This is a genomic window from Acinetobacter sp. YH12021, assembly GCF_013420145.1.
Classification (GTDB): Bacteria; Pseudomonadota; Gammaproteobacteria; order Pseudomonadales; family Moraxellaceae; genus Acinetobacter; species Acinetobacter towneri.
The window spans coordinates 147,137-161,107 of record NZ_VOYT01000001.1 but is presented as its reverse complement, the minus strand read 5'-3'; the positions used below and the strand labels follow the sequence as shown (position 1 = coordinate 161,107).

Here is a 13,971-nt window from a genome sequence, read left to right as displayed (position 1 = left end):
ATATTTAATTGAGCTTATCAGAAAAAGTGATGAAGACTGATCTAAAAATGCCAATAATCGGATTTATGCACTCTCCCTACCGAGAAAAATTTGGTATTCCTCGTCAACCGAATCTGGTACAAGTCGAATCGTATATTGAAATGCAGGCGCCTTATAACGATGTGTTGGCATTTGAAGGGATCGAAGCGTTTAGTCACTTATGGTTAATCTGGCAATTTCACGACAATAAAAACCAAACCGATGCTCATCCAACCGTACAGAAACAGCAAAACCCTTGTTTTCGTGCACAAGTGCGTCCGCCACGTTTGGGTGGTAATCAAAAAATAGGTGTGTTTGCGACGCGCAGCATGTATCGACCTGCACCCATTGGTTTGTCTGTGGTGCAATTTAAACAGGTCAAAAAAGTGGGTAAGTCACTGCGAGTTTATGTGACAGGGGCAGATTTACTGCATGGCACGCCTATTTTGGATATTAAACCTTATATCCAATATTCAGATGCTGTGCCTGATGCACAAAGTGGTTATGCGCAAGATGAACCCATAAGAAAAACAGTGCTATGGATGGACACAGCAGAAGCGCAAAAAAATCAGTTACTCGGCTCAGGCGTATTGCAACCACAAATTGTGCAGGAATTGGAACAGGTCTTGTCTTTAGATCCACGACCTGCATATCAGGATGATGCTGAACGAATTTACACCATGAATTTTGCAGATTTTGATGTCAGTTTCCGTGTTGATCAGCACGCAGTACATATCCTAAAAATTGTTTTAATCGCTGTCGATTAAACCAGCATATATAAAATAGCCACCAACGCCAGCATGTGCAGAATTTGGGCAGGGGCGAAATACAGTGCAAAGCGCAAACCACCAATGAGCGCGGCATTGACGCATTTGGCAATCGCATGTGCCACCACACCTAAAATTAAGGCATACAAAAGTACCTGCTGGCTCGGTGGACCTTGCATCACCACGGTTGCAATTGCGGCATGAACCTCAAATAACGAGGCGAGCAGGGTACCAATGATTAAACCTGCATCCCCAAGGGTTTGTTCCAAGCCGTATACCATCGCTTGAATTGCGGTCAATGTCGCCACAATAATTGCGGCTTCTTTAAGGCTAAACATACGGGTATCGGTTTCTGGCTTTGCCGTTGCCGTACTTTTATGTTTTTTGAGCAACCAGACACCCGCTACAACCAAAATCGCGATTCCGACCAAACTTGGAATAATTAATAACTTAAACCAAATCAGATTGACACCCGCCACAATAATCAACATTTGCGCTAAAGTCGCCACGCAAGACATCAGCGCTGCACCTGCATTGGCACGTGCGTCGCCACGACCTGCGCGTACTTCCATGCCTAAACTGGCAATGGTTGCGGTGCTTGATACAAAACCTGAAGCAATTGCAGATAATATGAGGGCGTTGCTGCTTGAGAGTAAACGCTTGGCGATATGCGCCAAAGCCTGCACACTTAGAATTAAAATCAATAATTTTAAAATCACATAAGGATTAAGCACATTGCCCCATAGTGCAGTATTAGGCGTCAGTGGCAAGGCAATTAACACCAAAGCCAGTAAAAACAAGCCATCACGTAGTTCAGCTTCGGTAATCCACTGACTGACAATGCCATGCATGGTGTGCTTGGTCATGAGTAAACCTGTCAAAATAACCGATAAACCTGCTGCCAATGGAATATTCCATAAACACAATGCACCAATAAAATAGGTCATCACGAAGGCAAGTTCGGTGGTAGCGCCGGGGTCATCTTCCGTTTGATTTTTGAGGGAATATAAGCCAATTCCCCCAACAATCAACGCACCCACAATGGCAATGCTCGTGCCCAATAAGAAGCAAATGGCACCTAATAATGCGCAAATTCCAAAGGTACGTACGCCTGCAAAACGGTGATGTTGTCCATTTTTTTTACTGCGTTCACGCTCTAATCCAATCAGTAAGCCACAGCCAAGTGCTGCTGCAAACATGGTGAGCAGTTCGGGAAAATTGGTTGTAACCAAAGATGGAGGAGTCAGAAAATCCACAGCAACATTCCAAATACAAGGTGTTATTTTAAACATCATATATTTGAATTGTGTTTATCTCCATTTATGAATCTATTTTCACTCTAAAATTATGGCTTAATCGAACCATACAAGATTACTGTATTAAAGAAGTCATTCAGCCCTGAAAGCAAACTCTGCTATAGTAAACCCAGATTTTGGGGCATATAACAATGAATTTTAATTTTGAAATAGACAGTACTTGGTGCTTAGAACAATTAGTCAAAGATGGTAAAATTACCGAACGTGATCAGGCTTTGGTACAAACCACGCATCGTCAACGTGATCAATTAAAATGGCATCCGTTACAATGGATTGCCAACTTTAATTTGGTCGATCAAAGTCATCCCCAAACCACTTTAACTTTAAACCGTTTATGCCAATGGCTGGCTGATAAATCAGGCTTGCCATTCTATATTATTGATCCGTTAAAAGCCGATGTTGCTGCTTTAACAGCTGTGATGTCGCAGGAATTTGCACTGCGTAACCGTATTTTAGCGGTGGAAGTGACTGCAGATGCGGTGTTAATTGCGACAGATCAACCTTATAAAAAAGAATGGGTTGCCAACTTAGAACATAGTTTATTGCCCAAAAAAATTCAGCGAGTTTTACTCAGCCCAGATCAATTACAGCGTTATTTGATCGAATATTACCAAGTGAGTCGCGCAGTACACTCATCACAAAAATCTTCTGCACATGACCGTGAAAATAAAGGGGTCGAGGCTTTATTGCAATTGGGCGATACCCAAAACCCAGATGCCAATGATCAACATATTGTGAAGTTGGTGGATTGGGTGCTGCAATTTGCCTTTGAACAAGGCGCAAGTGATATTCACCTCGAACCACGTAAAGATACTGGCAAAGTACGTTTTCGTATTGATGGCGTGTTGCACACCATCTATAACATGCCTGCCAATACGCTTACCGCAGTCATCTCACGGATTAAAATTTTAGGGCGTATGAATGTAGCCGAAAAACGTAAACCGCAAGATGGACGTTTAAAAACCCGAACTCCAAAAGGACAAGAAACTGAACTGCGTTTATCGACCTTACCAACGGCGTTTGGCGAAAAACTGGTGATGCGTATTTTTGACCCAGAAGTATTGGTACGCAGTTTTCAGCAATTGGGTTTTGATAGTCGTTTGTTGAATGAATGGCATGCCCTGACTGCACATAGTCACGGCATTATTTTGGTTACAGGCCCTACAGGTTCGGGTAAAACCACCACGCTGTATTCATCGCTAAAGCAATTGGCTACCGATGAAGTCAATGTCTGCACCATTGAAGACCCGATTGAAATGTTAGAACCGAGTTTTAACCAAATGCAGGTGAATACTGCAATTGATTTAGGTTTTGCCGATGGTGTGCGTGCCTTAATGCGTCAAGACCCTGACATTATTATGGTCGGAGAAATTCGAGATCAGGATACCGCAAATATGGCAATTCAAGCGGCACTGACGGGGCATTTGGTTTTATCGACACTGCATACCAATGATGCGCCTTCAAGTTTGACTCGTTTGCATGATTTGGGCGTACAGCCATTTTTGACAGCTGCCACAATTTTAGGCGTTTTGGCACAGCGTTTGGTGCGTAAACTGTGTCCGCATTGTAAGCAAGAAGGCTCAATAAATGAAAAAGATTGGGAACATTTGACCTTCGATTACATTATGGAAATGCCTGCACAAGTGTTTAAACCTGTTGGATGCGATGAATGCCGTCAAACGGGCTATAAAGGTCGGGTCGGAATTTATGAGTTTATGCCGTTAAGTTTAGATACCAAACAGCTCATCAGCGCCAATGCCAATTTAAATGAATTACGTCAGCAAGCTAAAAAAGAGGGCATTGAACCGTTACGTATTGCGGGCGCGCGTAAAGTTTTAGAAGGCATGACCACTTTAGAGGAAGTGTTGCGCGTAGTGCCATTAAATTAGCAGATTCAAACTTTTTACGATGAATTTTAAAAAAATGGAAATCTTAAGATTCAGTTCATCTTGCTTTGTTTTAATCACCATAACGAAATGAGCAACACAAAAAGGTGAAGCAATGAAATTTACAATGAAAGCAATGTTGATGGCAGGTTTAATGGCAGCAGCTTCAATCACCATGGCAAACGACAGCATTAATACCCAAGCACTACATCAAAATGTAACGGTAAAACAAGCATTAAGCCTGAAAGATGATAGCAAAGTGCAGTTAAAAGGTTATGTGGTGAAATCTATTGGTGATGAAAAATATCAGTTCCGTGATAACACAGGCACCATTACGGTCGATATTGATGATGATTTATGGAATGGCAAAGCCGTTTCTGCCAAAACGCCTGTTACCTTAATTGGTGAAGTGGATATTGATCACAAGCCTGCAAAACGTATTGAAATAGATGTCGATCAGGTTCATTTCTAACATTCAATGCGTGCGCATGATTTACTTCAAGCAGCATTCATCACTGAAAAACCACATACCTCACAGGAGGGATGTGGTTTTATAATTCTTAGATTCTTAATTGAAGTACATCAAAAATAACAGAGGATGGCATGCGACTACTCTTGGCTGAAGATGATGTATCACAAGCAGAAAGTATTAAAACCTGGCTGGAAATGGATGGTTATAATGTCGATTGGGTCGAGCGTGGCGATCACGCCATTTTAGCCATTCAGCAGCATCATTATGATTGTGTGTTGTTAGACCGTGGGTTGCCTAAAAATAGCGGTGATGAAATTCTGCACGCTTTACGACAGCAGCAACAGGATACTCCTGTTATTTTCATTACTGCGCGCGATAGTATTCAAGATCGGGTACAGGGACTTGATTTGGGCGCCAATGATTATTTGGTTAAACCGTTTAGCCTTGAAGAACTCTCGGCACGGGTACGCAGTCAGTTACGCAATGCGCAAAGTCATCCGACACAGCAGCTTGAATTTGCCAACTTGGTTTTAGACACGCAAAGCAAACAAGTGAAAGTGGATGATCAACAGGTCAATTTAACGGCTAAGGAATTCCAGATTTTACATAAACTGATGCAAAACCCGCAGCATGTGGTGACTCGTGAACAGCTCGAAGAGTCTTTATATGCATGGGGCGATGAAATTGAAAGTAATGCGATTGAAGTATTTATTTATCAATTACGCAAAAAAATTGGCAGTAGCCGCATTAAAACCATACGAGGTTTAGGCTATCGTATGCAGCAAGATAACTAATTCAGTTTGATCTCTGCATGTCTAAACAGGTCATTTCTTTACAATCCAAACTGGTTAAAAGCTCCGTTTTAAGCTCGGTCTTGGCGGGTGGACTCGCCCTGATTTTATTATTGGCGGTTGCCAGTTACCAAACCATGCAAGTCCATGACGAGATTATGGATGAAATAGCCGATATGTTGCTGCGAGCAGACTTGCGTGACCATGCAGGCAATCAGGTCGATGAGTTGAGCGAGCAATTTCATATTGCCTATCAATTGGGTTTGGATGATCTGATTCTGACCACCTCTGAAGATGAACAAGACATACCTCCGCTTCACTTGCCTCAGCTTGCCGTGGCATCTGAGCATGGTTTTTCATTTCACTGGCAAGATGGGCAAATTTGGCGCAGCTATGTGGCAGAGGAAGATGGCTTGCATGTGATTGTCGTGCAGCCGCTTAAATATCGCTTTAAGGAAATTGCTGCAACCAGTTTGGGCTATGCCGCTATTTTATTGCTGTTGTGGTTGCTGCAATGGGCAATTGTGCATTTTATGATTGGTCGTCAATTTAAGCGGATTCAGCAACTCTCCCAACAAATTGCAGAAAAAAATCAACATGATTTGACGCCAATTATCCCCACACAACCTGAATTGAAAGAACTGCAACCCATGCTGCAGCAATTGAATAAATTGTTGGGGCGAGTAGAGCAGTCTTTAATTGCAGAACAGCGATTTACAGCAGATGCTTCGCATGAGTTACGCTCTCCTTTATCTGCCATTCAATTGCGTTTGCAGGTGCTAAAACGTAAATACCAACAACAACCTGAGTTGGCACAAGATTTAGAGCAAATTCAGCGTGATGTCAGTCGTGGTACACAAGTATTGGAAAATTTGCTGTTATTGGCACGTTTAGACCCGACAGATGCGGCATCGTTAAATAAAAGTGCGGTATCTATAGCAGACTTGGTGCAGGAAGTTTTACAAAGTCTGACGCCGTTTATTCAGGAAAAAGCCATTCAGATTCAGTCAGATATTCAACCGATACAAGTGCAAGGCAATCCTGAATTGCTATTTAGCTGCCTGCGCAACTTGATTGACAACGCAGTGCGTTATGCAGCACCTCAAGGACGTATTTGGATTGAAGCGAAACCGCATGAATTGATGCAGGAAATTTGCATCGCCGACAATGGTCATGCAGTGACTGATGACGTTTTGGCACGTTTGGGCGAACGCTTTTACCGTGCTTTAGGCAGTAAAACTCAAGGTTCTGGTTTAGGACTGTCGATTTGTAAGAAAATTATAGAGTTGCATGCAGGAAAAATTGAATTTTCACGTGCTGAACAAGGTGGTTTAAAAGTGCGTATTTTGTTGCCTAAAGCCCAGTTGTAAATATGATTGGTTTTAGGAAGCAAGTTAAAATTAAACAAGTCAGAACTTAAAAGCAGTATGCGCTGATTCATACTGCTGTTTCCACGTTTATTATTGTGTTGATTATTTTAATTATTTTGTGAGAATAAGACGATTGTTACGGGTTAAGCGTAAACGATATTCTTCGCCTGCATGCAAAATACGAATTTCGCGTCCTAGCGCGAACAAGTTATTTGAATGTAACATAGGTAGGGCATGCTGAGTGTCTGAATGACGTGAAAATAAGTTAAATGGGGCGTTCATTTTGAGTTACTCCGTGGTGTGTAAGAATTGTTTTAAATGATAATCATTATCATGTAAACCTGTCAACGGATTATTTTTAATTTTATAAAAGTCTACAATTTGCAGTAAAACGTACATTGCAAAAAAGGAATCGGGTTCATGTCCAAGCCAAATATTCATGTGGCAATTGCGCTGTTATTTCATCAAAACAAAGTGTTGGTGGGTTGGCGCGAAGCCAAACAACATCAGGGCAATAAACACGAATTTCCAGGTGGGAAAGTGGAAGCAGGCGAAACTCCTGTAGATGCTTGCCGCCGTGAAGTGTTTGAAGAAGTTGGTGTTGGCATACAGCATTGGCATGCTTTTGATATTATTTGCCATGAATATGATGATGTGATTGTCAATCTGCATATTTTTCAGGCTGCTGTACCCGCAGCTTTATTAAAAGATATTCAAGTGCCTTGGACATGGTTTAGCCGTCCGCAACTTTTAGAGCTGAATTTTCCACAAGCCAATCGTGCAATTGTGCAACGACTAGTGTGGCAACAGGCAATTAAAGTCAGTGAAAATTTAAAACATTTAGCAAATTTGCCTAAGCAAAAACTGCTGTATTGGCGGGTTGAACCCAATGCTGCATGCAAGGTCGAATTGTCAGAATATTGCATTGAGCAACTGGGGCAAGTGATTGTCAATTTGGAATTGTGGAAGCAATTAAATACGATTCAGCAACACGCCATTGCAGCAATTCATTTAAAACAATCGCAACTGATGCAATTACAAAAGGGCGATTTAAAAGTTGGGCAGCGTTATATTGCAGCGTGTCATGATATTGTTTCGGCACAACATGCACAGCAAATTGGTTGTGAAGCAATTTTACTCAGTCCTGTTTTAGTAACTACTACGCATCATGATGCCACACCTTTAGGATGGGAAAAATTCCAGCAGATCGCTGAATTTGTCGATATTCCTGTTTTTGCTTTGGGTGGCTTAACTCAAGATGATTTAACTACCGCAGAGCAGCATCATGCCTATGGCATTGCAGGTGTACGTTTTATTTGATTTTTTCTAGTTTGCGCAAATAAAAAAATCGCTGATGTAATCACACTCAGCGATTTTTAGTTTATTAAATTATCGTCCTTACAAATCTTTCAAAGCTTGTTGGGCTTGCGCAAGGCTTTTGGCATTATTTTGTTGCTGTGCTGCTTTTTGAATGACTAGCCATAATTGACGTTTCATAGCATCGCTTTGTGCATAGCTTAAACCACGACGTGCCAAGGCTTCTGCATTAGCGGGTTGCTTCTTTTGGTTGGCAATTAAAGTCAAATATAAATAGGTTTCAGCCGCTTGCGGGGCAAGTCGCTGCGCTTGCAAAGCTGCTGTTTCGGCCTGATTGAATTGACCTTGTTTATAAGCGGTCTGGGTTTGCTGCATCAACTTTTGAAAAGCAGGCAAACTACGACCATCCTCTAATTTTTGTTGCACGGTTTGTTGTGGCACCACCACTTGCAACGATTGACGCTTAATTTCTTCACGTTCATAAGGACGAATCACCACACCTTCTGGTGTCGTCACAGTTTTAGGTTTTTCAGGCACAGGCTGAGGAGCAGGCGGTTCAGGTAAACTCTGGCAAGCTACAATCGTTGCCATCGCACCCATAGCGAATGTGGTGAAAAAAACTTGTCTTAAACGTGATAATTTCATAAGCGTAACTGACCGATATCCTCAAGTTTAATTGATATAACTGCCACTTGAGATGACACGACCATCGGTATTGTCATCTGTTACGGGTTCAGTTTCACGGATATAATTTTCGATACTGTCACTGGTTTCAGGAGCTGTTTGCTGAGTTTCAGTATCGGGTTGGTAAACGGGTTCAACTTGATAGTGTGAAAAACCACATGCGGTTGCCTGACGCGGTACATTATTACGATTCACTGGAATATACATCGCACCTTCACAGCCTTGTGCAGATAAATGCCCAGAACTGCGGTCAATCCAATGCCATTGAATTTGTTCGGTCTGACGTAAGTTGACAGGTTTTTGACGCAATTGCTGCATCACATTACTCCAGACAGGCAAAGCACCAGACGAGCCTGTTAAGCCTGTGACTTTGTTATCATCCAAACCAAGCCATACAACGGCTAAATAATTGCCTGAATAGCCCGCAAACCATGAATCACGAGTATCATTGGTTGTACCTGATTTGCCTGCCAATTTTAAATCTGTCGATAAGCTATTATAAGCTGAACGACCTGTACCAGAACTCATCACTTGCTGTAAGCCATAATTCAAAATATAGGCGGCAGAAGGATCAATAGTTTGTTGTACAGTTAAACCATAACGATCCAGTAAACGTCCATTGGCATCGACCACGGTACGAATCGCTTTGGTCGGATATTTAAAACCACCTGTGGCAAAGTTGCCATAAATATCCATCACCTGCATTGGTGATAAATCTACCGCACCCAAGAAAATAGATGGATATTGCGGAATCGCATCACTTGGTACACCAAATTTAATGAGGTGATTACGGAAGGTGGATAGTCCAAACTCCTGACCCAAACGAACTGCAGACAGGTTATAAGACTGAGATAGGGCTTGTGACATAGACACAATCCCATGGTCGCTGCCACTGTAATTACGTGGTGTCCAAGATTTACCATCAATTGGGATGCTGATCTGACTGTCTTCTACAGGACTTGCCCAGTTATATCGACCAGACTCAATTGCACTTAAATAAATAATCGGTTTGAGCAGTGAGCCAACTTGACGTTTGGCGTCCAAGGCACGGTTAAAACCCGTAAAATCTTGCGTAGAACCTACCGCTGCCACTAACTCGCCATTTTCAGGATGAGAAATCAGCACCGCGCCTTGTAAATCTTTTAAACGCTTTGGATTGGCTTTGCTTAAACGCTCAACCGATGCTTTAAAAGCATTTTGTACGTTGGTTTGTGCAATCGGATCAAGCGTCGTGAAGATACGCAAACCCTGATTGGTCAAATCTCCTTCTTGATATTCAGTACGTAATTGACGGCGGACAATATCTAAAAAGTCAGGGAAACGGGCAGGGCCAATGGTCGGTTTTGTAATGACATTTAAGGGACGCGCAGTTTCTTTTTCATATTGTTCTTGGTTTAAATAACCCATCACCAACATATTGTTTAGTACAATGTCACGACGTTTTTTGGCAGCTTCAGGGTTGCGCCAAGGATTATATAATGATGGACCTTGTACCAAACCGACCAAAAAGGCTTGTTGTGAAATGTTTAGCTCACGCAACGGCATACCAAAATAAAACTGTGAAGCTAGACCATAACCATTAATAGAATAGTTACCGTTTTGACCTAAATTCACCTCATTTAAATAGGCTTCTAAGATTTCATCTTTGCTGTAATGTAGTTCAATCAGCATGGCCATGAGTGCTTCATTGGCCTTACGTTTTAAGGTGCGTTCTGGGCTTAAATAAAAGTTTTTCACCAATTGCTGCGTAAGGGTAGAACCACCCTGACGTTTGCCACCAGTGACGTTGCTGACAATAGCACGTGCAGTACCACGAATTGAAACGCCGTGATGTTGATAGAAATTACGATCTTCAGTGGCAATAAGGGCTTCAATCAGCGGTTTAGGTACTTTATTCAGTTTAATCAGCACTCGATCTTCATTGTGCTGTGGATAAATTCCGCCAATCAACATCGGTTCTAAACGTGCAATACCTGTATTAGATGGTTTGGTGGCGCTCACTTCACTAATTTGATTGTTGGCAAAACTGACTTTTAAAACCTGTTCAGGTTCGACACTGTCTCCAAAGTCAAAACCACGGGTATGCACAAATAAAGTATTACCATCGCTGACATAACTGCCTGATTTAGCATAATTATCTGTATTTTTATAGCCAAGCAGTTTCAGTTCTTGAGTAAAGTCGGTCTGGCTGACAGGTGCATTGCTATACACTTCTAACGGGCGTGCAAAAACCTTGGCTGGAATATCCCAACGCTGTCCTTCAAATTTGTCTCTGACAATATTATCCAGACGAATCAAGTAGATACTAAATGCAATAAATCCACCAATAACGATGATGCAAAATAGTAATGCAATTATGCCTATGCCACGCTCAGACTTCATAAATCGCGATAAGATCCTGATAAATTTTGCTAATCATGCGAAGCTTTTACTGAATTTGCAATAATTAATCTGTGACTGAAGGGAAAATATCGTCATAAAATTGAGCAGAAATGTAGTTTTAAAGTTTTTTTAAATCAACTAGGTTAGTGCTATGATAGGCGTCGAATCGTAGCGGAGCGATATCGCAGGTGCAAATTTCACATAAGAACTTTCGGAACATTGGACTGATTGGCCGTCCAGACAAATATTCTGTCGTAGAAACATTATGTCTGATACACGACCATATTTTAGGATTGGGTTTGCATCCCGTTTTTGATTCTGACACTGCTCAACTTGTACCTTATAACAACACCCAAACAGTCAGCCGTGCTTTATTAGGCGAAGTGGTCGATTTGGTGATTGTGGTGGGGGGGGATGGTTCATTGCTGCACGCAGCGCGCGCTTTGGTTAAATACAATACCCCTGTAATTGGTGTGAACCGTGGGCGTTTAGGCTTTTTAACCGATATTAAACCGACAGAAGTAATCTTTAAACTCGATCAGGTTTTGCAAGGACATTTTCAGTCAGACCGTCGTTTTTTATTGGAAATGGAAGTGCGCTCTAAAGGTGAAATCATTTATGAAGCGATTGCCTTAAATGATGTGGTGCTACATTCGGGTAAGTCGGTTCACATGATTGACTTTGAACTGAATATTGATGGGCAATATGTCTATCGTCAGCACAGTGATGGTTTAATCGTTTCGACCCCAACAGGTTCAACGGCTTATGCTTTGTCGGGTGGTGGCCCAATTGTACATCCGAGCATGGATGCAATTGCATTGGTGCCTATGCATCCACATACCTTGTCTTCACGCCCAATTGTGGTGGGTGGACACAGCGAAATTAAAATCAATATTCGTGAAAACCGTGTGTTGCCGATGGTTAGTGCTGACGGTCAACATAGTGTTTCATTAAATGTCGGAGATAGTTTGCATATCCGCAAACATCCTTATAAATTAAATTTATTACATCCACCAGGTTATGACTTCTATATGGCTTGTCGTACTAAGTTAGGGTGGAATCAAGATTTTGAATCAATGCAACAGCAGGATGAATGATGAATATTGAACAAATGCTTGCCGTACTCGATCCTGAAATTGTTGGACGTTTAAAAACGGCAATTGAAATTGGCAAGTGGCCTAATGGTGTTGCGCTGACCCAAGAGCAACGTCAAATTTGTATGCAAGCAGTGTATGCGTGGGAAATGAAAAACCTGCCTGAAACTGAGCGTAGTGGCTATATTGACCGTGGCACTAAAGAAGAAGGCGAGCAGTGCGATGACGATCATCACAAGCATGAAGAATTTAAACCGATTCGTTTTGTTTAAATGATGCAAAACTGCTTTCATGAAAATTGAAAGATGAAAAAGACACCTGAGATGGGTGTCTTTTTTTGTATTTTCAATGACGTTTTAGTTGTGACGATTTTGCCAAAGCTGCTGTGCGTTTTGCATCGCTACAGCATAATCATCACAAACGCCCATGGTATATAAAGCGATACCTATGGTTTCGGTAATGGCGACTTCACCATACTCATGAGTTTGCTGATCTAGCCAGACGGCTTTAAATACTGCCAAATCCAGTTCTTCTTCTATAGGGCTGCGGTTATCGGTCAGTTTAGGCAGTTCGTGTTCATATAAAGCGCCATTTTTGATGCCACAAATTAAAGTTTTGGCATCGGGGTTGCGTTCAAACTCGCCACCTTCGCCTTTAATCACTGCACTGTTTTGATAACCCAGCTGAAATGCGGCTTGTTGATGTGAACTGCGATAGGCAGGGTGAAAAATCGCCTGCATGGTGGCTTTGGCATTAAAAGGGTTGATTAAACGGGCAAGGGTATGAATGGGTGAACGTAAACCCATCACATTGCGTAAATTAATCAACTCACTCAAAATCGGTGAAATAACATCCAATGGTAAGTAAGCAAAATTACGCTGTGCCAATTGCTGTTCAACGTCTAGGTCATTTTGGCAAATTGGATAATCTAAATATTGCAGTGCTTGTTCGGTATATAAACGGTTGATGGTATGCCCAGAAGCACCATGCATCACCACTTTATAGTTATGTTTTGCTAAAGTCAGCGCTGCCAATAAAAACCACGGATAATGTCTGCGTTTACCTGCATAAGATGACCAGTCTAAATCGACCTGAAGCGGTTTAAATAGCAGTTGATCACGGGTGGCTTGCACAAAACCTGCCAACTCCTCTACAGATTCTTCCTTCACACGCAGCAGCATTAAAAAAGCGCCTAATTGAACGTCCAAGACTTCATTGCGCAAAATCATAGAAAAAGCTTGATAGGCTTCATCATAGGTCAGTGAACGTGCGCCTGTTTTGCCTTTGCCAATAATTCGAATAAATTGTGCAAATGGATGTTCTACATCTTTATAAATATTTCTTTTATTGGGGTTTGTATTTGGCATAAGCGAGTTCACACGACATCAATTTAAATTAGGGTCTGATGACATTTCATAAATGGCTTGCGCTGTAGGCTAAAACTGAGCAGATCAGGCATGAAGCGCAGGGAATAGTGGGTCTATTGCTAAGCTTCATAACGCAATCTGAGAAAGTTTTAGCCACAGCCTTTCAGGGCGAGCATATTTTTGCTGCTATTGCGTTATGTGCCAGTCATTTAGAATGACTAAATTTCCTGTCCCATGCCTTATATCAGCTAAAAAACCTTGCGAGATATATCTCTCATGCCGCAAACATAGACGAATTGTCAACAGACCCTAGTATACTAGTGTATAAACTTCGGCAACAGTTTGCAGCACTATTCATAGCTTCAGCTTATACAAGCTTCGTTTGCACATCTGAAATGACGACTAAAGTTTGACTGTAAAGTAAGACAATCTGTAGGGATAACACATGACAGCCTGCATAAAAATGCATAGCATGGATACTGTTGAAAACAACAATTGAAAAATAAA

General features: G+C 41.7%; 13 protein-coding genes. 8 read left to right on the top strand and 5 right to left on the bottom strand.

Annotated elements, in window-relative coordinates; genetic code table 11:
- Positions 1-29: 29 nt before the first annotated feature.
- A complete protein-coding gene (gene tsaA / locus FTT91_RS00690) occupies positions 30-785 on the top strand; it encodes a tRNA (N6-threonylcarbamoyladenosine(37)-N6)-methyltransferase TrmO (RefSeq protein ID WP_035310989.1) in 756 nt (251 codons plus the stop codon).
- Here tsaA and FTT91_RS00685 read toward each other — a convergent pair.
- Complete coding sequence (locus tag FTT91_RS00685) at positions 782-1,984, bottom strand: DUF4010 domain-containing protein (RefSeq protein WP_180168898.1); 1,203 nt, start codon at positions 1,982-1,984, stop codon at positions 782-784. The genes tsaA and FTT91_RS00685 overlap by 4 nt on opposite strands.
- A gap of 248 nt (positions 1,985-2,232) precedes the next feature.
- On the opposite strand from FTT91_RS00685, the gene FTT91_RS00680 reads away from it, so the two are divergent.
- The 4 genes from FTT91_RS00680 (at position 2,233) to FTT91_RS00665 (ending at position 6,620) form a co-directional block, all read left to right on the top strand.
- Positions 2,233-3,990: a GspE/PulE family protein gene (locus tag FTT91_RS00680; RefSeq protein WP_004972956.1), complete on the top strand. Its 1,758-nt coding sequence runs from the start codon at positions 2,233-2,235 to the stop codon at positions 3,988-3,990.
- A 112-nt stretch (positions 3,991-4,102) separates the two neighbouring features.
- Complete coding sequence (locus FTT91_RS00675) at positions 4,103-4,459, top strand: NirD/YgiW/YdeI family stress tolerance protein (protein ID WP_131261782.1); 357 nt, start codon at positions 4,103-4,105, stop codon at positions 4,457-4,459.
- 131 nt (positions 4,460-4,590) lie between these two features.
- A complete protein-coding gene (locus FTT91_RS00670) occupies positions 4,591-5,253 on the top strand; it encodes a response regulator transcription factor (RefSeq protein ID WP_096901847.1) in 663 nt (220 codons plus the stop codon).
- Positions 5,254-5,270: 17 nt separating this feature from the next.
- Complete coding sequence (locus FTT91_RS00665) at positions 5,271-6,620, top strand: HAMP domain-containing sensor histidine kinase (protein WP_096901849.1); 1,350 nt, start codon at positions 5,271-5,273, stop codon at positions 6,618-6,620.
- A gap of 111 nt (positions 6,621-6,731) precedes the next feature.
- Here FTT91_RS00665 and hemP read toward each other — a convergent pair whose 3' ends face one another.
- On the bottom strand, positions 6,732-6,902 hold the full coding sequence (hemP, locus tag FTT91_RS00660; RefSeq protein WP_004972965.1) for a hemin uptake protein HemP: 171 nt from the start codon (positions 6,900-6,902) through the stop codon (positions 6,732-6,734).
- Positions 6,903-7,040: 138 nt separating this feature from the next.
- Here hemP and FTT91_RS00655 point away from each other — a divergent pair, with 138 nt between their 5' ends.
- Positions 7,041-7,940: an NUDIX domain-containing protein gene (locus tag FTT91_RS00655; protein ID WP_180168771.1), complete on the top strand. Its 900-nt coding sequence runs from the start codon at positions 7,041-7,043 to the stop codon at positions 7,938-7,940.
- A 78-nt stretch (positions 7,941-8,018) separates the two neighbouring features.
- Here the strand turns inward: FTT91_RS00655 and FTT91_RS00650 are convergent, their stop codons facing one another.
- Positions 8,019-8,537, bottom strand: a complete 519-nt coding sequence (locus tag FTT91_RS00650; RefSeq protein WP_180168897.1) for a tetratricopeptide repeat protein — start codon at positions 8,535-8,537, stop codon at positions 8,019-8,021.
- Positions 8,538-8,609: 72 nt separating this feature from the next.
- Positions 8,610-11,003 (bottom strand): penicillin-binding protein 1B, encoded by a 2,394-nt coding sequence (mrcB, locus tag FTT91_RS00645; RefSeq protein WP_131261780.1) that lies wholly within the window; start codon positions 11,001-11,003, stop codon positions 8,610-8,612.
- Between the two features lie 179 nt (positions 11,004-11,182).
- Here mrcB and FTT91_RS00640 point away from each other — a divergent pair, with 179 nt between their 5' ends.
- Both FTT91_RS00640 and FTT91_RS00635 read left to right on the top strand, forming a co-directional pair.
- On the top strand, positions 11,183-12,100 hold the full coding sequence (locus FTT91_RS00640) for an NAD(+) kinase (RefSeq protein ID WP_207973958.1): 918 nt from the start codon (positions 11,183-11,185) through the stop codon (positions 12,098-12,100).
- A complete protein-coding gene (locus tag FTT91_RS00635) occupies positions 12,100-12,369 on the top strand; it encodes a YeaC family protein (protein ID WP_004972971.1) in 270 nt (89 codons plus the stop codon). The genes FTT91_RS00640 and FTT91_RS00635 overlap by 1 nt, the downstream gene beginning before the upstream one ends.
- Positions 12,370-12,453: 84 nt before the next feature.
- On the opposite strand, the gene FTT91_RS00630 is transcribed toward FTT91_RS00635, so the two are convergent.
- Complete coding sequence (locus FTT91_RS00630; RefSeq protein ID WP_180168770.1) at positions 12,454-13,464, bottom strand: glycosyl transferase family protein; 1,011 nt, start codon at positions 13,462-13,464, stop codon at positions 12,454-12,456.
- Positions 13,465-13,971: the final 507 nt, after the last annotated feature.